Below are 23,279 nucleotides of genomic sequence, written 5' to 3'. Positions count from 1 at the left end.
CGGGCCCCGGAAATCCAGTCCAAAGACGATCTGTTGCGGTCACACCCGCCTGATGACCTTTGCCTGAGGCCAGTGCGGATTACGGCTTTCTTGAAAAACGACGAAAGCTTCTGCATCTCCAGAAATACCGTGGTTATGCAGGATATGTGTGAAAATCCTGGTATGGGGCCGAGCACGGCCTGTCGGTTTTCACATGCGCTGCGAACAGGACCGGCAGAAGAAGGGCAGCGGCGAAATGCGGAGATATCAGGCGCATGGCTTCGGCCTTTCGGTCTTTCAGCAAGGATTTCACGGGCCGGTCACCACGCTCAGCCGCGTCTCGCCTGTGCCGACCACTTTCAGGTAGTAGATGCCTGCCGGGATATCGCCCTGGTCATTGCGCGAGAATGAGGAATCGCTGCCGGAATGGGTGAGCGGGATGATCGTCGCGCCGGTCGCATCAAAGAGGCAATAGCCCGGCAGACCCTCGGCATAGGCGCCTGACCAGGAGATGCCTGCCTGTGTCATCACCGTAATTCCGCCATTTGTTTCAATGCGGTAGAGGCGCGGGGCGGCGGCGGTCGTGGTCACCTCGATGGTGCCCCCTGCGGGCGTGGTGGCGGTGGTGATGTCGTCGCCCTCTGTCTTGCATAGCCCGTCCGCGGATGCAAATGGCGCGTCTTTTGGCGCAAGCGTCGTCAGCCGGGTCTCTGCAGCGATCGCGGATCGGGCAAAGCTTTCTTCGCCGGTGACGGCGACATCGAAGAGGCAGGCCTCCTGCAGGAAGGGATGGCTGACACTCCCGCAGAGAGTTTGCGCGAGGTCGGCAGCCATCCGGGCCGGCGCCTCATAGGGGAAACCGAGGTCGGTGAAATCTGCCGTTCCCTCGTCATCCGCATAGGAGAACAGCGATTCCTCATCGCTCACCCGCCAGCCATTGACAAAGCCCGCAAGCTGCACGGCATCACCGGCCCTGGCCACGGTGCCGTCACGGCCGGTCAGATCATTTGTCGCGTCGCCATCATCCAGCCCCAAAAGCCCGCGCCGCGTCGTATCGGCCTGCCGCCATTGCACCGAAAAATCCAGATACCCCGCGTGACGGTCGACCCAGAGCGTGGAGAGATCGGGCCAGATCAGCACCACATGTTTCATCTCATCGCCTTCGCGCCAGAGGCCAAGCGCGCCGCCATCCGGCAGGTCGTAGCGCAGTGTCTCGCCCGGCCCGACCAGGGCACCATCGATGCGCAGGCTGCCATCTGCCAGAACCTGGATCACCACACCCCCGGCGCGGATCGCAAAACCAGTGATCGCGCTCACGGAACGACTGTCCTTCCAGGGGCGGATCCTGGCCTGCAACTCCTGGCCCGCGATGCCGGTGGCCAGCACGAATTCGCCCACGGCCTGGGTGGAAAAGCCGGTGCCGTCAAAGGTCAGAAAATGTGGCTCTCCAATGCCGCTGGCGCTGCCTTTGCCGCCGTTTCCGGCGCCATCGGGTCCGGCCGGGCCATTGGTGCCGTGCCAGTTCTCTTCCGGGTCCAGATCGATCCTGCGATTGCCCTCCGGGTCGATATATTCGTGCGAACCATCGGCATGTTCGATTTCGCGCGAGCCGTCCGGCCCGGCCAGTTCGATGTCGCCATTCGGGTCGTAATGCGACATCCAGCCATCGCCCATATCGAAGAACCGGTCGATATTGCCGTCATTGTCGCGATACCAGCCGTCGCGTGACCCATCTTCGCGCGGGGCATCGCCATGCCAGTGGCCGCTGTCGTCCCAGTAATCATAAGAGCCGTCGCCATGGCTGACAGAGCCGCGGAAGCCGCTCTCCCAGCCCTTGCCGCCCCCCGGTGAGGCGCCGTAATTCGTGCCGCTTCCCGTGCCACCACCCGGGGGCGACATAGTATGCGTCCCCGGGCCGATCGGCTCCAGTCTGACCGGGCCGGGATTCGGGCTGGGCCCACGCGCCAGGATCAGCTGATCCGTGCCGCTGCGCTGGCCCCGGGCCAGTTTCAAAAGCGCCGAGGTCCGGCTTTGCACCGGCGGCGCCTTGCGCAGGCCAAGGTCCGCGCGAGGGGGGAGGGCGTTGCCATCCGGGCCAACCGGCACGGTCAGCGGCCAGTTCAGCGGGTCATTCCAGTCTGTCCCGGGCAGGGGATCGGGTTGATCCGCAGGCAAAGAGGCAGGTTGCGGCGCGGTCCGGGCCCCGTAATGCCACAGGCCACCGCCTCCCGCCGCCAGCAGCAGCACCACTCCGGCCAGCGTCCAGATCTGGCGGTTCATTCCGGCCTCCTCACTTCGTGCAGTCGATATAGGTGAAACCGTCGCATCTCCCGGCGTCACATTCCTTGCCGGTCGCGAGCGTGATGGTATGGCCGATATTCTCTTCGATCTGCCAGGCCGAGGCCCTGGCAAAGCCCTGCGAGGAGCAGAACCGATCCGCCGATGGCGCGCCGCATTGCGCCGCGAATGCGTAACACCAGTCGAGCCTGATCCCGCTGAAGGCGGGTGCTTCAAACCGGGTGCTGCCGGTGGGACCGGGCGCGAGACTGCCTTCACAGGCGATATATTCAAAAGTCCCGCAATCATTGGCCTCGCATATCCGGCCATCGCTGATCAGCATTGTCGGCTCGCCAAGGGGCCCCGGCTTCTCGCCGAAATCCACGGCTTCGGCGTAATCGTTCATGACGCAAAAGCGGTCGGCGGCGGGTTTGCCGCAATCGGCACCCCAATTGTAGCACCAGTCGAGCAGGGCGCCATTGATCCGGGGCAGCTCGAATATCTGTGACTGCGCAAAGCCTGCCTGCGGAAAGACGGCCAGCACGAGGCACAGCAGAGCCGGAGAGATGCGTTTCATATCAATGCACCTCGATCTTTGCCTTGCTGATGAAGAAGCCGTGCCCGGCCTGCGAACTGCAGGTCAGCCCGGTTTTTGACGACAGGCAGGTAAATGGCCCCTCCGACCAGCTGTTGCCGTATTGCAGCGGCTGATCGAGGGAACAACAGCCCTGTTCGCCCGGCTCATTGATCCGCATTGCCTTCGCTGTCGCGCCAAGGATCACTGTGACATAGCCCGGCGCGACCCGGTCGCATTGCAGCTCGGCCTGACCATCGGCACTTTCATAGACAGAGGTGCCGCCCGCCGGGATATAGATGCAGCCGATATTCCCCGATGGCGTGACGAAGATGACCTCGCCATCCGGCCCGCTGCTCAGCCGCTGGGCTTCGGCCCGTGCCGCGCCTGGGATCATGACCGGCAGAGCCAGCGCCGCGCTCAGCGCAAGGGCCGCAACCCGCCCCCCGACAGGAGTAAAAAACACCATCAGACCCTCCATTTTCCCCGGCACCAGCTAGCGACAGGCTGTTGTGGAAATCCTCCCCCGTTCGGGTAGGATGATGAAATTCCAGACCCGCAACCTGCCCGCCCTGCGAGTTAGTCACCGTAAATCTCTCCGGGATCGTGCCGCTGCGGATTTCCAGGTCGGGAGACCTTGATGACCAGTGCCGTTGCCGAGCTGCCCGAGGTTGTGGCCCGTTTCTATGCGGCGGCGCTGAATTCGGACCTTTGGACAGAAGCGCTGGATCTGATCACCCTTGCCTTCAATGCGCGCGGCGCCATTCTGCCCGCCGCGACCTTTGTGAAAGGGGCCCTGCCGCATTCAAAGGGGATGGAGCCGGTGCTGCAGCAGTTCTTCGAGGAGAACTGGCATCTGTGCGATGCCCGCACCATCGCCGCACAGCGCTATGTCAGCGCGCATGAGGTGGTGACCGATCAGCTTTTATTTTCCAGGGCAGAGATTGCCCGAAGCCGCTATTATGACGGGTTTGCCCGTTCCGCCGGAGTGCCCTGGTTCTGTGCGGCGTCCCTGGCTATAGACCGGACCCGTAATTATGTCGCGCTCTCGTTGCAGCGGACCGAGGCGCAGGGCCTGTTTGACGATCATGACCTGGCAAAACTCGCGCAGCTCCTGCCGCATCTGCGCAATGCGGCCGAACTCGCACGCAAGGTGGCCCATGTCCAGGCTGGCGGCATTTTACAGGGCCTAGACCGGGCGGGCACGCCGGCGCTGATCGTGAATGGCTGGGGGAAAGTGCTGTTTTCCAACAGTTGTTTCGATCGTCTGTCGCATAGCGCGATCCGGGTCAGTGCGGGGCGCCTGGTGGCCAGTGACCCCGGCCGTCAGTCGGCGCTGGCCGGCATGATCGAAGCCGCCACGCAGTCGCGCCTGTCCCTTGGTCACAGCCCTGGCCCCCTGATGCTGCCCGGCGATGAGGGCATTGCGCCGCTGGTTCTGCGCGCCTCGCCCTATCACGGGGCGATGATCGGGGCCTTTGGCGTGGAAGGTGCGCTCCTGACGCTGGTGGATCTTTCCACCACCCCGCAGACCTCGGCCGCGGCTTTGCGCGCGGTGTTCGATCTGACCCCGCGCGAGGCGCAGGTCATGGCGCTGATCGGGCATGGCCACGACCTCGACCGGATCGCGGGCCTGTTGCAGGTCTCGCGCGAGACGGTGCGGTTTCACCTGAAGGCGATCCTCGGGAAAACCGGCACCCATCGGCAAAGCGAGGTCGCGGCGCTCGCGCTGCGGATTGGTCCGGGCTGATCCCTGGGTCAGGCCTGTTTCACCGCAAGGCGGGCAAGGCCAGGCGGCTGCCCCGTTGCGCGTTTGAAGGCGCGGCTGAAGGCGGCCTGTGAACTGTAGCCCAGACGATGCGCCGCCTCTTCGATCCCGATCCCGCCCTGTGCGATCCATTGCCCGGCCAGCCGCATCCGCAGATCTGTGATATAGCGGATCGGCGTCAGGCCGGTCACTGCAAGGAACCGTTCGGCAAAGACCGAGCGCGAGGCGCCCATCTCATGGGCCATCGTGGCGACCGTCCAGGCCCGGCCCGGATCCTGGTGCAAAGCCAGCAGCACCCGGCCAAGTTTCGGATCGCGCAAAGCCTCGACCCAGCCTGAGGCGCTGCCACAGCCGCTTTCGACCCAGCCCCGGATGATCGAGGCCGCGACCACATCCGCCAGCCGCGCAAGGATGCCGGCAAAACCCGCGCGCCGGGTGCGGGCCTCACGCTCCATCGCCTCCAGCACCGGAAGGATTTCGGGCTGGCGGTCGGCAAGCTGGCTCAGCTGCATCACCTCGGGCATCATGCCGATCAGTGGCAGCATGGTGCCAAGGTCGAGATCCATACAGCCGCTGAACAGGATCACATCCTGGCTGCGACAGGCCGCCTGATCACAGCTTTTGATCTCATCCACCGCGTCACAGATCGGCGCGCTGGCAAAATCGGCGAGGTCGCGCAGCGGCGCACCCGGCTGTGAGACCAGCGCATGTCCGGTACCGCGCGGCAGGAAAACCGCATCCCCACAGCCAATGCGGCGCGGCGTGCCGTCGATCACCAGCCAGGCCTCGCCCCTGGCCACGAAATGCAGCTGCGCCTTGCCGGGCGCGCCGCCGAATCCGATGCCAAAGGGGGCCGACAGCTGCATCCGGCGATAGCTGATGCCATTAAGCCGCATGCCCATCAACAGCTCGCTCATCATGTCGGGGGTACTGGCGCCGCCTATCGGCAGCGTGGCATTGGGAGATCGGTCGAGCATGGCGGACGCCTGATCAAAAATTGCGGACATGCCATCATAGATCGTCCGCAACAGGAAGGATAGACCACCAGTCCCGAATGACCTTCGAAAGTTCTGACAGATGCACGGATCGCTCTCCCTCCCCGCCGGCCCCGACCGGATCACCCCGCGCTGGAGCGCCGTCTATGCGCTGAGCGTCGGTGTCTTTGGCCTGATCACCGCCGAATTCCTGCCGATGAGCCTGCTCACACCGATGGCAGAGGACCTGCAGATCAGCGAGGGCATGGCCGGCCAGGGCGTGACGGCGACTGCGGTGGTCGCGCTCTTCACCGGGCTTTTGATTGCCACACTGACGCGGGGGATCGACCGGCGGCATGTGCTGCTGAGCTTTTCGGTCCTGCTGGTCGTGTCGAACCTTCTGGTGGCGACCGCGCTCAATTTCCCGACCCTGCTGGCCGGGCGGCTTTTGCTTGGTGTGGCCATTGGCGGGTTCTGGACCATGTCGGCCGCGACCGCGATGCGGCTTGTGCCGGGCGAGGATGTGCCCAAAGCGCTGTCGCTGATCTTTGCCGGCGTCTCGCTGGCGACGGTTGTGTCGACACCACTGGGCAGCTGGCTTGGCGCGCTGGTCGGCTGGCGCGCAGTGTTCCTCTGGTCGGCCGGGTTCGGCGCCATCGGGCTTTTGCTGCAATGGCGGACCCTGCCCATGATGGCCGCAACCGGAAGCGCAAGCATCGGCACCATCTTCCGCGTTCTGTTGCGCTCTGGCGTCTGGCAGGGGATCGTCTGCGTCACCCTGGTCTTCACCGGCCAGTTCGCGCTTTTCACCTTTATCCGGCCATTTATCGAAACTGCCCTCGGCGCGAGTGTCGGCTGGCTCACGACCTTTCTGCTGGGCTTTGGTGTGGCGAATTTCATCGGCACATTGCTGGCCGGGCCGCTCCTGAAACGCAGTGTCAGCTTCACGCTTTTTGCCATGCCGCTGATCGCGGGTGTCTGCGCGCTGATCCTGTCGGGGCTTCATACTGCATCGCTGCTGAGCCTTGCGCTGATCGCGCTCTGGGGTATGGCCTTTGGCGGGGTGCCGGTGGCCTGGACGACCTGGAACACGCGGATCGCGCCGGATGATGCCGAAAGCGCCGGGGGCCTGATCGTGGCCGCGATCCAGTTCGCCATCGCGCTTGGTGCGGCAAGTGGCGGCGTTATTTACGACACGACCGGGGCGAACGGGGTCTATGCTTTCGGCGGGGTGCTTCTGGTTCTCGCCGGTCTGCTGATCGCGCTTGGCGTGCGCGCCCCGGCTGCGGCGCCGGCCTGAACATGCGTGATGCCGGGGGTCTGATTCCGGCACCCGTCCAGCACAGGGGCCGCGCGGGCAGATGCATGAGAGCCCTGCCTGCCGGGGCGGCTGCCCGGCTTTGGTTTCCGCACTGCGGCACTGACCCTGTATTTGAAATCAAATACCCGCATCGGCAGCTATACTCATCGCATCAAAGCGGCCCCACCCGCAGCGCCCCCACGCCCGCAATTTTCAGCCGAGGCAAGATGTCTTTCCCCTTGGCAATGAGGCCAGCCCCGGGGCTCTGCCCGGTTGCGAAATGTCGCGCCTGAGCCCCCCTGTCCCGCCTCAATCCCGGACCTTACGATGACCAAGAGACTGATTTTCAATGCCTTCTGCATGAATGCTTTGTCGCATGTCTATCACGGCTACTGGCGCCATCCCGAAAGCCGTCAGGTCGATTTCAACGATCTGAAGGTCTGGACCAATCTCGCCCGGCTGCTGGAAGAGGCGCGGTTTGACGGGTTGTTTCTGGCCGATGTGATGGGCGTCGACCCGGTCTATAACAACAGCCGCGACATTTATATCGAACAGGGTATCCATTTCCCCTCGAATGATCCGTCAATCCTCGTGGGCGCGCTGGCGGCTTCGACCGAACATCTGGGGCTGATGTTCACCTCGTCGATCATCCAGGCGCATCCGGTCGAATTCGCCCGCCGCGTCTCGACGCTGGACCATTACACGAAAGGCCGCGTCGGCTGGAATATCGTCACTTCGGCCAATAAGGCCTCGGCGGATCTGTTCGGCCATGACGGGCTTACGCGGCATGATGATCGCTATGCCTGGGCGCAGGATTATGTCGAGGCCACCTACAGGCTCTGGGAGGGCTCCTGGCAGGAGGGTGCGCTGCTGAAAGACCGGGCGGGGGGTCGTTTCGCCGATCCGGCGCTGGTGCATGACATTCATCACCAGGGGCCGCGCTACCGTATCAGGGGCGTGCATAGTTCGACCCCATCGCCGCAGCGGACGCCGTTTCTGGTCCAGGCCGGGTCATCGCCCAGCGGGCGTGCCTTTGCCGCGGCCCATGCCGAGGCGACTTTTATCGTGGCCCTGACGCCGGATGGCGCGCGGCGTGCGATTGCCGATATCAACAGCCAGTTGCCTGCCAATGGCCGTGCCCCCGGCGATATCCTGTTCTTCCAGGGGTTGTCTTTCGTGATCGGCTCGACCGATGAAGAGGCGCAGCGCAAGGCGCGCGAAGCCGATGACTGGGTCAATTTCGACGCGCTTTCGGCACATGTCGGGCGGGACCTCGGCGTGGATCTGGCAAGGCTGGACCCTGATCAGCCGGTGCGCGAGCTGAAGATCGAAGGGTTGCAGGGCTTCACCACCTTTGTTGAAGAGGCCAATCCCGGCAAGGTGGTGCGGCTGCGTGATCTGAGCACGGCGATGAGCTATAATGGCCGCATCATCGGCTCGCCCGAGACCATCGCGGACCGGCTGGCAGAGTGGCGCGACGCCGGGATTGACGGGGTGAACATCGCCTATCAGACCCTGCCGGGCAGCTTTGCCGATTTCGCGCAACATGTGATGCCGGTTCTGCGCCAGCGCGGGCTGGCACAGACCGATTATGCGCCGGGCACCTTGCGCGAAAAGCTGTTTCCCGGCCGGGGCGCGCTGCTTGGCCCCGGCCATCCGGCTGCGGCGCATCGCGTTCCTGCCCTGCTGCCAGCGTGAGATGCCGGGGGCTCAGCCTCGGGATCTCACCCTTCCGGCCAGACCAGCGAGCGATGGATCTGCGCCCCGGCCCAGGCGCCATCGCCCACCGCCAGCGAGACCGAATGCGGCGCGCGGGCGGTATCGCCGCAGGCAAAGACACCGGAAATCGTGGTCTCCTTGCTGTCGCCGGTGAGGATCTGGCGGCCCATAGGCGTCTCGGTCATCGCGTAGCCAAAGTCTTCGGCCAGAGGGCAGGCCGGTGAGGTGCGCGTCGCGGTGAAGAGCCCGGCAAATTGCAGCACCCGGCCGTCTGTCAGTTCAAGATCGGCATGTCCGGAAAGGCGGGCAATCGGGGTCGCCTCGATCTCTGCACCGCGCCGCGCCAGATCCGCGCGCTCTGCCGCATCGGGCGCGCAGAGGCCGTGGGTCAGAAAGGTGACCGCGCCCCATTCCGGCAGCAATTGCGCCTGATGCAAAGACATCGGCCCCGTGGCGATGACACCGATCCGGCCCTGATCAAGCTCATAGCCATGGCAATAGGGGCAGTGAAACACCGATTTGCCCCAGCGTTCCGCAAGTCCCGGGATCTCGGGGAGCTGATCTTTCACACCACTGGCAAACAGCAGACGCCGGCCCCGGACGGGATCTCCCGCCGCCAGGTCAACCTGGAACCCGTCACGCTGGCCGGAGACCCCTGAGGCCTCGTCCCTGATCCAGGTCAGGGTCGGATAGTCCAGCAGCTGGTCGCGCGCCTGTGACCAGATCAGCGCCGGGTCGACCCCATCCTGGCCCAGAAACCCGTGTGACTGGCCGGCAAAGCGGTTGCGCCTTTCGCCCGCGTCGATCACCGTCACTTTGCGGCGCGCGCGCAGCAGTTGCAGGGCGGCTGCCATTCCGGCGTAGCTGCCCCCGATTACGATTACATCCTGCATCTTTCTACTCCTGAGCGGCCCGCCTTGCGGCATGACGGCGGGCGAAATCCCCGGCCAGATCGGCGAGGGAAACGGCGGCGAAACGCTTCAGCAGCAGCGCCTCGGCCTCTTCGAAAGCGTGGTCCAGCGCCGCATTCACTGCCTGTTCAACGAGGCAGTCCGGCGTCTCGTTGCGATTGCCGATGGCGAAGATCGCGGGCTCCCCCAGGGCTTCATGCAGCTGGCGCAGGCTGACTGTCCTGAGATCGGCCGAGATCCGCCAGCCCCCGGCATGGCCGCGCGCGGCAGCCACCAGCCCGGCTTCGCGCAGCAGCCCCATGGTGCGGCGCACCACGACCGGGTTGGTGCCAAGGCAGAGGCCGAGCGCCTCGGATGTCATGGGCCCGTCATGCTCTGCCATATGCAAGAGCGCATGCAGGACCGAGGAAAGGCGGCTGTCACGTTTCATGTAACTTCATATGTTTCAAATTGGGATATGTGTCAAGAGGGCCGCCGAAACCACGCGCGCATCGCGGCCCGGGGGCGGGCTAAGATGCGTTCAGTCTGCCATGATGCTGCTGCGCGCCTGGTCGAATGCGTCACGCAGCGCCGGGTGGCCCGTCAGCGCCTCGATCGCATAGGCATTGAGGAACTGGCGACCCGCGAACAAGCGCCGGTCAACCGGGCTGAGCGCCGCCTCTTCGCAGATCGGCCGCCACAGGGTCGCAATCGTTTCGATCTGGTGTTGCATCACCGCCAGTGCCGCCGCCTCGCTCAGATGGAAATCAGATGCGGCAGTCAGGCAGGTCGCCAGGCGGCTTGTGCGCGCGGTGCCCTTGATCAGCATCGCCTGACTGGCCTCGCTGCCTGTCCGGCCCTGGGGGCAGATGTCATAGGCCGGTGTCAGGCTCAGCATCCTGCCGTCCCAGAAGGCCGCGTGGTTCCTCGCATGATCATCGGTATTGCCGCAAAGCACATTGAAACAGATCCGCGCGTAAAGCTCGTGCAGCGTCGCCTTCGGATCGGTAAAACGGTGGCGGATCAGCTCTGCCAGATCCTCGTAAGAGGCATAGCGGGCCATCATCTCGTCAAGCCCGAGCATGGTCAGGGCCGAGACCATCGCCTGCCTTGTCCAGCCATGGCCCGTGTGCCGCCGGTCAAAGCGTTCGATCAGAAGCACATCCTTATGTGCGGCGCGGGTCAGCTGCACGGGGGCAACATTCAGGCCACAGGCCCGCGCCAGCCGCATGGCAATGAACTCGGCCTTCACCACGCTGTAGGTGTCATTGCTGGCGGAAAACTTGGCGATGAATTTCCGATCGCCGTCGTCAATCAGCGCCTTGGGCCGCGCGCCCCCGATCGAAGTGCCGTGATTGAGCGCCTGATCCAGCGCCGGCGGCAGCGGTATACCCTGTTCGATCAGGGCTGCGGCCTCTGTCAGTTCGCCGAGCGAGGCCTCGGTGGCAAGCCGCGGAATATATTCCGTTGCCGAAGCCTGAAAATCCAGCGCACCGATCCGGTCTGATCCCGAGTGCAGAAGAAAGGTCAGCTCGCTCAGTTCCGGCACATCCGGGGCATCCGGGCGTCTGGCCGTCAGCCGGTTGAGGATCACCCGGCGCCCCCAGGCATCCGGCGAGCCGTCGCGGATCGCGCTGGCCATCTGCAGACCGGGTGCCGGTTCGATCAGCCCCTCGCGCAGCGGCAGTTCGGGGGTGTAAAGTGCAATTGCCCCGGCCAGGCGCCGGTAGCTTGCGCCATAGGTGAAATTCAGCCGCTGGCCGTCGCGGTCGAGACGCCCGGCCACAACCGGCTCTGTCGCATCCGGCAGCCAGACCCAGACATAAGCGCTTGTCGGGGCGCTGAAGGGCGTGTCAGAAGTCATCATCAGCCTCCTTCACGCTGCGGCGAACCGCTTTCGGCAGCAAAGCCAGCTTTTCGCCCAGATGCGCATTTTGCAGCTTCAGGCCGCGTTCCTCTTCGCCAAACAGCGCGACACCGACCAGCGCCGCGACCTCGAACACCGTACCGATCTCGGGACCGGGCGCGCCCTTTTCGATATTGGAAAGCGTGGTGCGGCTGATCCCGGCCCGATCGGCAAGATCCTGTGCCGTCAGCCCGCGTTCAGCCCGGCCAATGCGGATCAGGCGACCCAGCATCAGGAGCGCCTCGCGGGTGACGCGGGAATAGGTTCTTCTGCGCGGCATGACGGGGCCTTGTCCGGTTTTCCCGACATAAGACGAGATCGTGTCCATAATTCCGGACATGATGCTGCTGCAGCCGGATCCTTGTCAATGAGTGATCATTAAACTGAACATAAAAGCGTATTACGTCCATAATTATGGTCATTAATACGGATCCTGAACATCAAAGCCTGGCAAGGCCAGCGCCAAGCATCACCAGCGCCGGCAGAAACGGCAGAAGGCGGCGGTTCTTCCCGGTTGCATAAGTCAGCACCATTGCCAGCGCGAAGGCCGAGACGGTCAGAAGCCCCAGCCAGGCCGAGACTGCAATCGCCGGGTTCGACCAGGCCCGCATCGCGCCCAGAAAAGACAGGCTAAGAAAAACGATGCCGGCCAGGCGGAAGAGGTGCTTTGCCGCCTCGCCCGGCTTCCCGCCGCGCAGTTCCTCGTGATGGCGCGGCATCGCAAGGGCAAGGGCGGTGAAACCGGCATAGCTCAGGATCAGGGCAGACCACGCATACATGATCATTCTCCGGCGATCTGGGGGGCAGGGGGCGCCACCGGTTTGCGGGCGCGTCTGGCAGGTTGTTTCTGCCGCCCGGGCCGCGCTTTCCAGCTTGCGTAAAGGCAGGCGGACCCGCTGAAAAGCGCCATCAGATCGACTGAGACCAGCACCATATTGCCCTGCCACAGCGCCCGGATCAGGTCTGACGGGCCGGTCAGCGCGTTCAGGATCGGCAGCGTCAGCAAAAGCACCGCCGCAAGGCCGAACTGTTCACACCAGGATTTCGCGGGCGCGCGCAGGAAAGGGTGGATCAGCGCCAGCGCCCAGATCGCGAAGAAGGCATAAATCTCGAGATCTGCCCGGTCCTTCGCCCCTGCCGGGATCAGCCGGTTGGCCCAGAAATAGCCCGCAGTCGCCACTGTCAGCCCGGCAATCGCGCCGACATTCAGCCGGTCAACCAGCCGCAGGCCAAAAGGCTGCACCCCGGATTTTGCATGTTTCGACGCCCGTTTCGACACCCAGAGCACCAGGCCCGATCCGACCATCACTGTGCCCGCGACACCCGCGACAAAAAACAGCCATCGCAACCCGGTATCGGCAAACCGCGCCCGGTGCAGCGCACCAAGCGCCATATTCACATTGGCCACCGCCGAGGCCCCGGGCCGTCCGGTCGCCTCGATCAGCGTGCCGTTCAATCCGTCAAACCGCATCCTCTCGGACCCGTTGGAGCCAGAGCCACTCTGCACCGTCACCACCGACTGGCGGAGCGGGATCAGAAGGATCTCGGGCCGGCCGGTATCCAGTTTTTCGATCTGGATCCGCCCGACCGGCATGCCGTTCCAGGTGGTTTCGGCCTGCGCCATTAGTGGTGCAAGCGCGGTCAGCTGGGCCAGCGGGCCGGGTGGCAGGGCTTCTGCGACCTCCTCGGCAGGCGCGGGGCCACGCGCAGGGCCGCGTTCGATCACAAAAGGCATCAGCGTGGCGACAAACAGCACCAGCCCGGAAAAGGTGATCATGATATGATAAGGCAGCGCCAGAACAGCGGTCATATTATGCATGTCGAGCCAGGAGCGCTGGCCCTTTCCGGGGCGGAAGGTGAAGAATTCCTTGAAGATTTTCTTATGGGTGATGACGCCCGAGATGATCGCGATAAACATTGCCATTGTGGCGATGCCGACGATCCAGCGCGCCAGCTCACGCGGCAATCCGTGCAATTCGAAATGGAAACGGTAGAGGAATTCGCCCCCCGCCGTCTCGCGCGGGGTGAGGGTCTCGCCGGTGGTGGCATCAAGCACAGTGGCGGGCGCGCCGCGCCGGCCCGGGGCCTCGCCGGGCTTGGCCCAGGAGACCGAGAGCAGCGGGCTGCGGCTTTCGGGCAGGGTGATCGACCAGGACGCCGCCGCAGGTGCCAGCTCCTTCAGCCGCGACACAGCGAGACCAACGGGGTCTTCGGCGACCACCGAAGCGTGCAGTTCGGGTTTCATCCACCAGGTCACCTCCGTGCGGAAATAGGCCACGGTGCCGGTGAGGAAGATCGCGAACAGGAGCCAGCCGAGCAAAAGCCCGGTCCAGGTGTGCAGCCAGGCCATCGACTGACGGAAGCCGTTTTTCATGCGCGGGCCCCCGGGGCGAACCACCACAGGGCTGCACAAAGCGCCACCGGCACCAGAATGCCGATCCAGGCGCGCCATGCGTCACGGGTTGCAAAGGCCCAGATCGCGGCCAGGGCGAAGACGACAAAGGACAGCATCAGCGCAAGCTGGCCTGCGTCACGCGGCTCCATCGGTACCTGCGCGCGGAAGGCCAACACAAAGAGGTTCGCCAGCAAATAGCCCCCCGCCAGGGCCGCAAGGCTGCGCGAGGTGACTGCGAGGCGGTAACGCAATCCCTCATCTTCGGGTTTCGGCCTTACGGCTTCGGTCTGGCGCGCGCGGGCTGGCATATCGGAATCCGGATCGGGAAAGCTGCGGGAGATCTGCGGCACGGGAGCGGTGTGCCGCAATGGGGGGAACCGCTTACTCTGCGGGGGCAATCCGGGTCAGCTGATCGCCTTTGGTATCCTCGGGGCCACGCGCCTTGTTGACCGCGAAGACCACGCCTTCGGGGGTTATGGCGAGGTGGTTCGGGAAGGAATGGCCGTCGAGATTTGCGGTGATCGCCCCCGTCGCCGCATCAACAACGGTGATCGTGTCCGAGGCCCGGTTCGCCACATAGAGCTGGCCGGAAACCGCATCAAAGACCACATTCAGCGTCTGCGCGCCGACCGGCGTGTCAAAGAGCACCTTGCCGTCGGCCTCCAGCGCGATCACGTCATCGCTGCCTTGCGAGGCGATGAAGATCCGCCCGGTCGCCGGGTCGATATCAACGCCCGACGCGGTCTTCGCCCCGGGCAGCGCGATGATCGTGGTCTCGCGGCTGGCGAGGTCGATCCGGGCCACTTCCGGCGTGCGCAGTGACACGGTGTAAAGCTGGCCTTTATCTGCGTCGAGAACGAGGCTCATGGTGCCGAACTGGCCGCCACGCTCGGCCGATTGCACCTCTAATCCTTCCAGTTTTTCCAGCGTCTTCAGATCGAATTCCTCGATCCGCGTGCGGTGGGTCGAGATCCAGGCCCGGCCGCGCGCCTGGTCGATCACCACATCGCGGGGCTTTTCGACCGAACCCGGTTCGAACTGCTTAACCAGCGAGAGGTCATCCTGCTTATAGATCGCGACCGAAGAGGTACGGGTATTCGTCACCCAGACGGTGCCATTCTCGTCATCCACCGCGATGCCAAAGGCGCCGTAAAGCCCGTTTTCCTTGTCGAAATAGGGCGAGGCCTCGGCCAGTTTTTCCAGCGTGGTCGCGTCGAATTTGACGATGGAAGAGGTGCCCTTGTCGCCGCGCCCGGTGGCAGATGCGGTAAAAACGGTGCCATTTTTGGCGCTATGGGCGACCTGATAGACGCCCGGCGCGGTTTTCACGCTGATGCCGGTGTATTTCTCACCACCCGAAAGCGGGATCTCGGGCGAGATTTTCAGATCGACCACGGCAGCGCTGTCGGGGCCTTCGGCCTCGACCACAATCGGGTGCTGGCCGGTCACCGCATCCGCCGGCAAGGTCAGCGGGAAGGCGAATTTGCCCTCCTGATCGGCACTGAGGCCCTCGGGCGAAATCAGATCGCCGCCCCGGCTCAGGGTGACGATCTGGCCAGGGGCGAAGCCTTCGCCCGAGACCTCGACCGCGCCGCCGGCATAGGCGGGGCTGCGGTTCGGCCCCGAGAAGGAAATCTGGCCTGTAAAGGGCGCGGGCGTGTCAAACACCGCATCGGCGGCGACAAGCGAGCTGCTGCCCATCAGAAGGACGAGCGCGAGAACAGGGCGGGAAAGGCGGGTCATGACGGCTCCTGGAAGATCGGTGAGAAAGCGCCCGGCCCCCGTGACAAGGGCGGGGATCGGATTGGCTCAGAAGGTGGTGGTCAGCCCGACAAAGAAGCGGCGGCCATCATTGTAATTGGTGGAGCCGAAGGTCTTGTCGCCGATATTATAGACCGCGACCGACCCTTTGACGTTCTCGTTGAACTCGTAATCGAGCCCGAGATCAAAGATCGCATGTTCCTTGATCCTGCTGTTGCCGGTGTCAAAGGAAGCGCTGCGATATTGCGCATTGCCCCAGAGCGACAGCGCCTCATTCGCCTGCCAGTCGACGCCGAGATTGGCGACATGCAGCGGGCTGTTGTTGAACCTTGTGCCGGTGCGCGCCCCTTTGGTCACCTTGCTGTCGGCATAGGTGTAGTTCAGGTTGAAGCCGACATCGCCCAACACCCAGTCGACGGTCGCCTCGACCCCATTCAGCTCTGCCGCGTCGCGGTTCACATATTGGTTGATCCATTTGATCGGATCGGTGGGGGTGTTCATGCCGCAATTGGTGGGCAGGCCGGGGTAATTGACCGGATCGACGGGGTTCATACAGATCCGCTCGGTCGTGATGCGGTCCTTGAAGCGGGTGTGATAGGCGGTAAGGCCGATCTGCACGCCACCCTCCGATTCCCAGATCGCGCCGATCTCGAAATTGGTGCTCTCTTCGGGTTTCAGATTGGTATTGCCCTGGTCGCGCGCCCGGCCATCGCCGCCCGAGGGTTCAAAGATATTGCTGTCGGCCTGTTTCAGCGACGGCGTCTTATAGCCGCCCGAGACACCCCCCTTGATCGTCAGCGCGTCAGAGGCATGCCAGACCGCATAGAGGCGCGGCGTGACATGCGAGCCATAGCGCTCGTTCTCGTCATAGCGCAGGCCAAAGGTCACCGTCACATCATCGGTCAGGTGAAAATTGTCTTCACCGAACACCGCCCAGTTCCAGCGCGTCATCACCGGATTGACGCTGACGCGGTTCGGCGAATGGCGGGTGGTCTCGTCGCGGTAGTCAAAGCCCAGTGTCAGGTCATGGCGCCCGAAACTGACATTGGTTTTCGAATTCAGGTTCCAGAGCTCATAGCCCGAGATATTGGTGCCGTTCCTGAAATCGACATCTTCATAGGTGACGAAGCTGTTGGTTTCATAGCCCTCGCCCCAGGTGATCTTGTGACCAAGCGCGTAGTTCATCCGCTCGACCTTCACGCCGCCGGGGGTGCCGCCGGGGGTCAGGTTCACGGTGTCCGAGGTGCCGGACGCAACCTCGAAATCCAGGCCCTGATTGTCGTCGAGCATCCAGGTCAGCTTGGCCCCGATGGATTTGCGTTCGGTATCCTGCGAAGGGCGCGCGCCGGTGCCCGCAACCTGCAGCGCCGGCTTCGAGCGGTCATGGATCGAGCCATAGACCGCAAGGCCAAGGCGCCCCTCGATCAGCGGACCGCTCAGATAGAACCGCCCCTCATGCGCAGAACCGGCATTATTGTCCTGCCAGGTGGAATTCCCCAGCATCAGCGATCCCGACCAGACATCGGCAACCGGCTTGGTGATGACATTGATCACACCACCCGATGCTGCGGTGCCATAAAGCGATGACATCGGGCCGCGGATCACCTCGATCCGTTCGATGGCGGAAGGCGGCGGCAGGTAAGACATCGCGAGGCCGGAGCCGAAGCCGTTATAGGTCGCCTCCTGCGAATTGCCGATGGGGCGGCCATCGACCAGTGTCAGCACATAGCTTTCGCCAAGCCCCCGGATCGAGATGGTCTCGGCACCGGAGCGCGCCGACGGCGAGGACACAACCACGCCCGGCACCCGGCGCAGCACATCGGCGATCGAGGCATAGGGCCGTGAGGCGATCTCTTCACCGGTGATCACTGTGACCGTCGCAGGCGCGTCAGGCAGGGCCTGAGCCTGGCCGGTTGCGGTCAGAACAATGGTGCCAAGGTTCTGCGCTTCTTCCTCTTTGCCGGTCTCCGGGGTCTGGGCCATCACAGCCGTCTGCGGCACGATCATGGCCAGCGCAAAGGCCCAGACCGGCAGGCCCGATAACAGCCCGGCCCTGATTTTGTGGTTGTTTCTCATCCCATCCCCCCAGCCGGGCCAGGTCGGGCCCAGAGCAAAATTCGGTTTCATGAAGGGTTCACGCAGCAGAGAGGCGGTCACTGAACCGACGTGCAAAGTTTTTTTGTCGGTTTTTTCCGCGCCTTTGCAAAACCGGCGACGGGGCGGGGAAAATGGCGCCAATATGCAACAGCGACCCGCCCGGGCCCGCCGGAACCGTCGCAGCCGGTGGACAGGGCCCGGGGCGCGAAATAGGGTCTGGCTCCAGCCGGATGCGGGCCATCGCGCCCCTCTATGCCAGATCTTTCATCCCTGTCCCGGATCCTCTGGCGCCCCTGATGTCTTCCACCGAGTCCGACGAAATCGGCCGCCTCTACAGCGAGGAGAGCGCCCGTCTTGAGCGGCAGATTGCGCGGCGAACGGGTAATCCCGCGATTGCGCGCGACCTGGTCCATGAGGTGTTCCTCAGGGTCTGGGAACGGACACGCGGGGTGACAGGTGCGTTTTCCGGCAATCCTTCGGCCTTTCTCAGCCGTTCCGCGAGGAATGCGGCCATCGACCATCTGCGGCGTGAAAAGGTGCGCGACAGCCATACCAGCAGTGCGCTGCCCGAAACCGCACCCGCCGATCCGGCTTTCGCGGAAATCGCTGCGCGCCAGTCGCAGGAGGCGGTAAAACGCGCGATCCGCGATCTGCCGGAAACGACGCGCCGGCTGTTCCTGATGAACCGGGCCGAGGGCCTGACCTTCCAGGAAATCGCAAGCCGCTGTGGCATGTCGGAGCGCAATGTGGCAAAACATATGGCGAAGGCGGTGGCGCGCTGCGCCCGCGCGCTTGAAGATCCCCCCGCAGACAGCCCCGCCCAACAGCGCAGCGAATGAGGCCGGTTCTTTTGGCGCAAAGCCCCGTTTCCCAGGATCAGATCCGTGATGAGGCCGCCGGATGGCTGGTCGCAGTGACCGCGCATCCGGCACTGGAGCAGGACAGGGCTTTCCGCGCCTGGCTTGCGGCCGACAGCCGCAACGCCGCAGCTTTTGCCAAAGCGCAACAGGCCTGGCAGATTGCCGGTCTGGTGGGTGCGGAACCCACGGCAGAGGCGCCGGTTGCGGTCATCCCACTGCGGCCTGTCGGGCAGCGGCTCTGGCGGGCCGGCGCCGGGATCGCGCTGGCGGCCTCGCTGGTGGGCGCATTCTGGCTGAACCAGGTGCGCCCGGATCTGCGGCTGCGGCTGGTAGCGGATCACGTCAGTGTTGCGGGCGAGATCCGCGATTTCGCGCTGCAGGATGGCAGCCGCACGCTGCTTGACGGTGGTTCGGCGCTGGATTTCACCGCTGACAGCGACAGCCGCCGGGTGACGCTGCTGACCGGTGCCGCCTGGTTCGATGTTGAAAAAGACGGCCGCCCCTTTACCGTGCGGCTGGGCGAGACCGAAATCCGTGCGCTTGGCACGCAATTCGGGGTTCGTGATTGCGGCAATTGCGTTGAGATTTCGCTGGAAGAGGGCAGTATCGCGATCACGACGCCCGGCCTCGCCGAGATATATCTGACCCCCGGCCAGCAAGTGCGCCTGCGCCCTGGTGCGCCACCGCAGCTTGCCGGCAGTGATGCGCCCGAGGCGCTGGCCTGGCGCGACGGGCGCTATATCTTTTACGATGTGACCCTGCGCGAAGTCGCCGGGGTGCTGGCCCGCCATGGTGCCGGCGCGATCCTTTTCGGGGATGCGGCACTGGCCGATCGCAAGATCTCGGGCAGTATCAGCCTCTCCGATACCGGCGCCGAATTGCAGGCGCTTTCAGAGGCGATGGGCTTTCGCATCTTCGCCCTGCCGGGTGGCAATCTGTTGATGTGACCCTCTCGCCAGCCGCCGGGGCCAGCGACATCGCCTGCCAGCCCTCCCTCTGCCAGCGATATTGCCGCAAATCCGCCAGGGCGCGGGTTCAGTGGGGCATGGCCTCATGCGTGAAGATCAGAGGCAAAGGCCCGTGCCGGGCACGGCCAGAGAAAGGACAGGATGCGAGCCAGCCGCGCCAGACCATATTGCCCCGCGTCGCCGCCCCACTGCCGGGCCGCGCGCGGCAGTGTTTTGTGCGCGGCGGCGCTGGCCATGTGCCTTACATCCCTTACCCCGACCCCATCACCGGCCGAGCCGGTCGCGACCTTTGATCAGCCCGCACTGCCGCTGGCGCGGGCGCTGACCCGCATCGGCGAAAGCGCGGGCATTTCGGTTCTGATCAAAGGCGACAGCGCCGGGCTGAATGCTCCGGCGGTCCGGGGCATTACAGGGTTGCAGGCGGCGCTGGATCAGGTGCTGTCGGGCAGCGGCGCGGTGTACAGGTTCACCTCGGATGGCAGCCTTGTCGTCACGCTGCCTGCGGCGGCACCGGTATCACCGGCCGAGAATCTCGGGACCATCGTCCTGACAGCAAGCGGCCAGCCGCAGCATCTGATCGATGCGCCCGCCTCGGTGACCGTGATCCCGGCAGAGGGGCTTTCGGGCCGCCCGATGGCGAGCCTCGCTGATGCGCTGCGCAGCGTTCCGGGCCTTTATGTGCCCGGCCCGGGGCGCGAAGGGCTGCCGGCGATTTCCCTGCGGGGCATGGGGCAAAGCTATGTGCTTCTGATGATCGATGGCCGCCCGCTCAGCGCCTCGGAAGAGGCCAGCTATAACGGCCATGGGCTGAACACGCGGATCGGGTTCCTGCCGCCCCTTTTGGCGCTGGACCGGATCGAGGTGATCCGTGGCCCGTTATCGGCGCTTCACGGGTCGGCAGCAGCGGGCGGCGTGATCAATGTGATCTCGCGCGACATTCCCGGGATCTGGGGCGGCGAGGCCATGCTGGGCTTTGGCAAGGCCCGTGATCCGGCCTCGGGGAACAGCCAGGAGGCGCGGGTCTGGCTGGGCGGGCCGCTGGTTCCGGGGCGGCTGGGGCTTGCGCTGTTCACATCGCTCACGGCCCGGCAGGAAGATGACCGGATCAGCGCGGGCTATCAGAGCCAGGGCCTCGGCGCGGCGCGGCGCAGCATATCGGGCCTTCGGCTGCGCTGGATCCCTGTGGCGGATCAGAGCCTTGAGCTGAGCCTGCAGGAAAGTCGCGTCGATTTCAGCCGCAGCCCCCTGTCCGCGCGCAGCCTTGCCGATACAAGGGTGACCGACCGCATCGCGGCGCTGTCACATCGCATCAACTGGGGCGAAAATTGCGAGACCACCAGCTTTCTGCAATGGGAAGCAACCGATTTCAGATCGGTCAATGAAAGCGGCCATGATGCGCTGGTCTTCAACACCCGCACCACGCTGGGCGAGGGGCGGCGCAACCTCACCCTGGGCTATGAATACCGCCGGGAGCGGACAAGGCACGACCCGGACCGGCTGCCCGATCTGGCGAATCCGCGCCTGCATCGCTGGCATCATTCGGTCTTTCTGGAAGGCGCGCTGCCTTTGGGCGAAGACGTGACGCTGACCCTTGGCCTGCGTGCCGATCAGAACCAGAAATACGGCTTCGCGCTGACGCCGCGCGCCTCTTTCATCTGGTATATGACACCGGATCTGGTGCTGAAAGGCGGCATTGGCAGCGGCTATAAGGTGCCTGCGCTGAAACAGGCCGATGATGGTGTGGCCGAGCCCTCGGGCGGCGATGGACGATCGCGCGACCGGGGCAATTCCTCGTTGCGGCCGGAACGCAGCACCAATGTCGAGCTTGACCTGATCTGGACCGGGCCCGAAGGGCTGCACCTGGGCGCGACGCTCTGGCACAGCCGTTTTTACGACCGGATCGCCCGGGCCGATCTGTGCCGCACGCCGACCGGCCAGGCGCCGGGCTGCCTGCTGGACGGAACGCCATATGTTGCCGTGACGCAATATATCAACGATGACAGCGCGCGGCTCAGCGGGGCTGAGCTGGCGCTGGATCTGCCCCTGGGCGACTGGAATATCGCCGCGAGCTATACGTATTCGGAGTCGCGCGTAACCCGGGGCCGCAATGTCGGGCAACGCTTTCACAACCTGCCGCTGCATATGCTGAATCTCTCGCTCGACTGGCAGGTGGCAGATCGGCTGAACCTCTGGGGTCAGGCCCGCGCCCGCAGCCGCGCGCCCGCTTCGGGACGGCAGCCGCCGATCCCTGCGCATGTGATTGTCGATCTGGGCCTGAGCTTTGATCTCAGTGACCGGGTCAGCGGCGTGCTGGCGGTCTATAACCTGAACGACCGGCATGAGGGCGATGTTCTGCCCGAAGGTCGCCGGCTCCATCTTGGCCTGACCACCCGGTTCTGAGCCCGGACAGGCCTGGCCCGGACCGGCGCCCGGGTCAGTCTTCCGTCAGATGCGAAAAGAATGTGTCGCCGGCATAGTCCCGGCGGAAGCGCCCGTCGCTGACCAGCCGTGGCACGAGGTCCTCCAGTGTCAGGCGCAGGCTTTCGGGCGAGCCGCCGGGCACAGCGATAAAGCCGTCAATCGCGCCGGCGTCATGCCAGACAGCGATTTCCCGGGCCGCGTCTTCGGGGGTGCCGACGATCTGCCAATGCACCGATGACAGGATCTCGGGCCGCGCCAGCAGTTCGGCCACCGTCGGCTGCGTGTCAGACACGATCCGCTGCAAGAGGGCGCGATGGCTGGCAGACCGCATGGAGTGATGCGTTTTCGGCAGATCGGCCGGGGTGAGGCGGCGATCTTCGGGCCAACTGCTCAGATCCAGCCCGATAGCTTCCTGGATGCGCTGGAGACGCTGCGCGCGTCCGACGCGGCGGTGGTTGTCCTGAAACAGCGCGCGCGCCTCTTCGCGGGTCGGGGCCAGATAGAGGCTGAGCCCGGGCAGAAGCCGGATATCACGCGGCGCGCGGCGATGCGCCACGGCGCGGGCGGAAAGCTGGCTGCGCATCTGCTGCGCCGTTGCCAGATCGGGGGTCATGCCAAAGACCATATCCGCCACCTCGCCCGCGAAATCGATGCCGGTGGCCGACCCGCCCGCCTGCATCAGCGGGATCCCCGGTCCGGGAAATGCCGGCAGGTTCAGCGGCCCCTTAACCTCGAATCCCTGGCCGCGATGGTTGATCGGCAGGATCAGATCGGTATCGGCATAGCGCCCGGTCTCGCGGTCAACCAGCAACGCCCCGGATGGAAAGCTGGACCACAGTTTGCGCACGACATCGGTAAATTCGCGCGCGCGCAGATAGCGCGCATCCGAAGAAGGCATCTCTGCCACGCCGAAATTCTCATTGCCCTGCAAGGCGGTCACGACATTCCAGCCGGCGCGGCCCTTGCTGAGCCAGTGCAGCGACATCAGCTGCCGCGCGGCCTGATAGGGATGGCCGAATGTGGTCGAGATCGTAGTCACGAGGCCGATCCGCTGCGTCTCGCGCGCGACCGAAGTCATCAGCAAAGTCGCGTCCAGGCTGGAAAAGCCAAAGGACTGATCCATGATCGCCAAAGGCAGAAAGCTCGCATCGGGGCGGAAGGCGAAATCGAGATGGGCGGCCTCGGCGCGCTGTGCGGTTTCCAGTGCAAAATCGCTGGAATAGAGCCCCTCGATGCCGCTGCCATCCAGCCGCCAGCCTTCGCCAGACAGCCAGGTCGGCGCCAGCGAGATCCCAATGCAGAGTTTCGGTCGGAGCTTCATCGCCCTGCCTCGTCAGTTCATGAAACGACCGGCCCAGAGACGGGCCGGCCGCAGTTTCTGTCGCGATGG

20 protein-coding genes are annotated in these 23,279 nt (G+C 64.5%); 6 read left to right on the top strand and 14 right to left on the bottom strand.

Annotated features, from left to right (window positions below):
* Positions 1–288: 288 nt before the first annotated feature.
* From M3484_RS12865 to M3484_RS12855, 3 genes are read right to left on the bottom strand one after another with little or no spacing between them, the layout of a single operon-like run.
* Entirely contained in the window at positions 289–2,259 is a 1,971-nt protein-coding gene (locus M3484_RS12865; protein ID WP_249497182.1) for a hypothetical protein, read from the bottom strand.
* 10 nt (positions 2,260–2,269) lie between these two features.
* The gene (locus M3484_RS12860) at positions 2,270–2,833 is read right to left on the bottom strand and encodes a hypothetical protein (RefSeq protein ID WP_249497181.1); all 564 of its coding nucleotides are present in this window, start codon (positions 2,831–2,833) and stop codon (positions 2,270–2,272) included.
* Position 2,834: 1 nt separating this feature from the next.
* Positions 2,835–3,299 carry a hypothetical protein gene (locus M3484_RS12855; protein ID WP_249497180.1) on the bottom strand — a complete coding sequence of 155 codons (465 nt, stop codon included), beginning with the start codon at positions 3,297–3,299 and terminating at the stop codon, positions 2,835–2,837.
* Positions 3,300–3,470: 171 nt separating this feature from the next.
* On the opposite strand from M3484_RS12855, the gene M3484_RS12850 reads away from it, so the two are divergent.
* Positions 3,471–4,580 carry a helix-turn-helix transcriptional regulator gene (locus tag M3484_RS12850; RefSeq protein WP_249497179.1) on the top strand — a complete coding sequence of 370 codons (1,110 nt, stop codon included), beginning with the start codon at positions 3,471–3,473 and terminating at the stop codon, positions 4,578–4,580.
* 8 nt (positions 4,581–4,588) lie between these two features.
* Here M3484_RS12850 and M3484_RS12845 read toward each other — a convergent pair whose 3' ends face one another.
* A complete protein-coding gene (locus M3484_RS12845; protein WP_249497178.1) occupies positions 4,589–5,575 on the bottom strand; it encodes an AraC family transcriptional regulator in 987 nt (328 codons plus the stop codon).
* 100 nt (positions 5,576–5,675) lie between these two features.
* Between M3484_RS12845 and M3484_RS12840 the strand changes: the two genes are divergently transcribed.
* Together M3484_RS12840 and M3484_RS12835 are read left to right on the top strand one after the other, a co-directional pair.
* Positions 5,676–6,872 (top strand): MFS transporter, encoded by a 1,197-nt coding sequence (locus M3484_RS12840; RefSeq protein WP_249497177.1) that lies wholly within the window; start codon positions 5,676–5,678, stop codon positions 6,870–6,872.
* Positions 6,873–7,199: 327 nt separating this feature from the next.
* Positions 7,200–8,570, top strand: a complete 1,371-nt coding sequence (locus M3484_RS12835; protein ID WP_249497176.1) for an NtaA/DmoA family FMN-dependent monooxygenase — start codon at positions 7,200–7,202, stop codon at positions 8,568–8,570.
* Positions 8,571–8,596: 26 nt separating this feature from the next.
* Here M3484_RS12835 and M3484_RS12830 read toward each other — a convergent pair whose 3' ends face one another.
* The 9 genes from M3484_RS12830 to M3484_RS12790 all read right to left on the bottom strand — a co-directional run bounded on the left by M3484_RS12830 (position 8,597) and on the right by M3484_RS12790 (position 17,670).
* Entirely contained in the window at positions 8,597–9,484 is an 888-nt protein-coding gene (locus M3484_RS12830) for an NAD(P)/FAD-dependent oxidoreductase (protein ID WP_249497175.1), read from the bottom strand.
* Between the two features lie 4 nt (positions 9,485–9,488).
* On the bottom strand, positions 9,489–9,932 hold the full coding sequence (locus tag M3484_RS12825) for an Rrf2 family transcriptional regulator (protein ID WP_249497174.1): 444 nt from the start codon (positions 9,930–9,932) through the stop codon (positions 9,489–9,491).
* A 90-nt stretch (positions 9,933–10,022) separates the two neighbouring features.
* A complete protein-coding gene (locus M3484_RS12820; RefSeq protein ID WP_249497173.1) occupies positions 10,023–11,345 on the bottom strand; it encodes a type II toxin-antitoxin system HipA family toxin in 1,323 nt (440 codons plus the stop codon).
* On the bottom strand, positions 11,335–11,727 hold the full coding sequence (locus M3484_RS12815; RefSeq protein WP_249497172.1) for a helix-turn-helix transcriptional regulator: 393 nt from the start codon (positions 11,725–11,727) through the stop codon (positions 11,335–11,337). The genes M3484_RS12820 and M3484_RS12815 overlap by 11 nt, the downstream gene beginning before the upstream one ends.
* Positions 11,728–11,827: 100 nt before the next feature.
* Positions 11,828–12,166, bottom strand: a complete 339-nt coding sequence (locus M3484_RS12810; RefSeq protein ID WP_249497171.1) for a DUF3325 domain-containing protein — start codon at positions 12,164–12,166, stop codon at positions 11,828–11,830.
* Between the two features lie 2 nt (positions 12,167–12,168).
* Positions 12,169–13,761: a PepSY-associated TM helix domain-containing protein gene (locus M3484_RS12805; RefSeq protein ID WP_249497170.1), complete on the bottom strand. Its 1,593-nt coding sequence runs from the start codon at positions 13,759–13,761 to the stop codon at positions 12,169–12,171.
* Positions 13,758–14,090: a DUF3649 domain-containing protein gene (locus tag M3484_RS12800; RefSeq protein WP_249497169.1), complete on the bottom strand. Its 333-nt coding sequence runs from the start codon at positions 14,088–14,090 to the stop codon at positions 13,758–13,760. Before M3484_RS12800 ends, M3484_RS12805 begins: the two co-directional genes overlap by 4 nt.
* Positions 14,091–14,163: 73 nt before the next feature.
* Positions 14,164–15,525: a Vgb family protein gene (locus M3484_RS12795; RefSeq protein ID WP_249497168.1), complete on the bottom strand. Its 1,362-nt coding sequence runs from the start codon at positions 15,523–15,525 to the stop codon at positions 14,164–14,166.
* Positions 15,526–15,591: 66 nt separating this feature from the next.
* Positions 15,592–17,670, bottom strand: coding sequence for a TonB-dependent receptor domain-containing protein (locus M3484_RS12790; RefSeq protein WP_249497167.1), 2,079 nt, complete (start codon positions 17,668–17,670; stop codon positions 15,592–15,594).
* A gap of 266 nt (positions 17,671–17,936) precedes the next feature.
* Here M3484_RS12790 and M3484_RS12785 point away from each other — a divergent pair, with 266 nt between their 5' ends.
* The 3 genes from M3484_RS12785 (at position 17,937) to M3484_RS12775 (ending at position 21,868) form a co-directional block, all read left to right on the top strand.
* Positions 17,937–18,479: an RNA polymerase sigma factor gene (locus M3484_RS12785; RefSeq protein ID WP_249497166.1), complete on the top strand. Its 543-nt coding sequence runs from the start codon at positions 17,937–17,939 to the stop codon at positions 18,477–18,479.
* Complete coding sequence (locus tag M3484_RS12780) at positions 18,476–19,447, top strand: FecR family protein (protein WP_249497165.1); 972 nt, start codon at positions 18,476–18,478, stop codon at positions 19,445–19,447. The genes M3484_RS12785 and M3484_RS12780 overlap by 4 nt, the downstream gene beginning before the upstream one ends.
* A 255-nt stretch (positions 19,448–19,702) precedes the next feature.
* Positions 19,703–21,868, top strand: coding sequence for a TonB-dependent receptor (locus M3484_RS12775; protein ID WP_249497164.1), 2,166 nt, complete (start codon positions 19,703–19,705; stop codon positions 21,866–21,868).
* 34 nt (positions 21,869–21,902) lie between these two features.
* Here the strand turns inward: M3484_RS12775 and M3484_RS12770 are convergent, their stop codons facing one another.
* Positions 21,903–23,210, bottom strand: a complete 1,308-nt coding sequence (locus M3484_RS12770; protein ID WP_249497163.1) for an NtaA/DmoA family FMN-dependent monooxygenase — start codon at positions 23,208–23,210, stop codon at positions 21,903–21,905.
* Positions 23,211–23,279 lie beyond the last annotated feature (69 nt).

It is taken from the genome of Pseudomonas sp. GX19020 (assembly GCF_023371075.1).
Classification (GTDB): Bacteria; Pseudomonadota; Alphaproteobacteria; order Rhodobacterales; family Rhodobacteraceae; genus Pseudogemmobacter.
Note: the sequence above shows the minus strand (reverse complement) of the source record. Positions and strands in the feature narration are given on the sequence as shown.

What these genes read in the sequence shown, in the direction of transcription:
- M3484_RS12865 (WP_249497182.1), bottom strand. Translation starts at nt 2,259, where the DNA reads ATGAACCGCCAGATCTGGACGCTGGCCGGAGTGGTGCTGCTGCTGGCG.
- M3484_RS12860 (WP_249497181.1), bottom strand. Translation starts at nt 2,833, where the DNA reads ATGAAACGCATCTCTCCGGCTCTGCTGTGCCTCGTGCTGGCCGTCTTT.
- M3484_RS12855 (WP_249497180.1), bottom strand. Translation starts at nt 3,299, where the DNA reads ATGGTGTTTTTTACTCCTGTCGGGGGGCGGGTTGCGGCCCTTGCGCTG.
- M3484_RS12850 (WP_249497179.1), top strand. Translation starts at nt 3,471, where the DNA reads ATGACCAGTGCCGTTGCCGAGCTGCCCGAGGTTGTGGCCCGTTTCTAT.
- M3484_RS12845 (WP_249497178.1), bottom strand. Translation starts at nt 5,575, where the DNA reads ATGCTCGACCGATCTCCCAATGCCACGCTGCCGATAGGCGGCGCCAGT.
- M3484_RS12840 (WP_249497177.1), top strand. Translation starts at nt 5,676, where the DNA reads ATGCACGGATCGCTCTCCCTCCCCGCCGGCCCCGACCGGATCACCCCG.
- M3484_RS12835 (WP_249497176.1), top strand. Translation starts at nt 7,200, where the DNA reads ATGACCAAGAGACTGATTTTCAATGCCTTCTGCATGAATGCTTTGTCG.
- M3484_RS12830 (WP_249497175.1), bottom strand. Translation starts at nt 9,484, where the DNA reads ATGCAGGATGTAATCGTAATCGGGGGCAGCTACGCCGGAATGGCAGCC.
- M3484_RS12825 (WP_249497174.1), bottom strand. Translation starts at nt 9,932, where the DNA reads ATGAAACGTGACAGCCGCCTTTCCTCGGTCCTGCATGCGCTCTTGCAT.
- M3484_RS12820 (WP_249497173.1), bottom strand. Translation starts at nt 11,345, where the DNA reads ATGACTTCTGACACGCCCTTCAGCGCCCCGACAAGCGCTTATGTCTGG.
- M3484_RS12815 (WP_249497172.1), bottom strand. Translation starts at nt 11,727, where the DNA reads ATGTCCGGAATTATGGACACGATCTCGTCTTATGTCGGGAAAACCGGA.
- M3484_RS12810 (WP_249497171.1), bottom strand. Translation starts at nt 12,166, where the DNA reads ATGTATGCGTGGTCTGCCCTGATCCTGAGCTATGCCGGTTTCACCGCC.
- M3484_RS12805 (WP_249497170.1), bottom strand. Translation starts at nt 13,761, where the DNA reads ATGAAAAACGGCTTCCGTCAGTCGATGGCCTGGCTGCACACCTGGACC.
- M3484_RS12800 (WP_249497169.1), bottom strand. Translation starts at nt 14,090, where the DNA reads ATGCCAGCCCGCGCGCGCCAGACCGAAGCCGTAAGGCCGAAACCCGAA.
- M3484_RS12795 (WP_249497168.1), bottom strand. Translation starts at nt 15,525, where the DNA reads ATGACCCGCCTTTCCCGCCCTGTTCTCGCGCTCGTCCTTCTGATGGGC.
- M3484_RS12790 (WP_249497167.1), bottom strand. Translation starts at nt 17,670, where the DNA reads ATGAAACCGAATTTTGCTCTGGGCCCGACCTGGCCCGGCTGGGGGGAT.
- M3484_RS12785 (WP_249497166.1), top strand. Translation starts at nt 17,937, where the DNA reads ATGTCTTCCACCGAGTCCGACGAAATCGGCCGCCTCTACAGCGAGGAG.
- M3484_RS12780 (WP_249497165.1), top strand. Translation starts at nt 18,476, where the DNA reads ATGAGGCCGGTTCTTTTGGCGCAAAGCCCCGTTTCCCAGGATCAGATC.
- M3484_RS12775 (WP_249497164.1), top strand. Translation starts at nt 19,703, where the DNA reads ATGTGCCTTACATCCCTTACCCCGACCCCATCACCGGCCGAGCCGGTC.
- M3484_RS12770 (WP_249497163.1), bottom strand. Translation starts at nt 23,210, where the DNA reads ATGAAGCTCCGACCGAAACTCTGCATTGGGATCTCGCTGGCGCCGACC.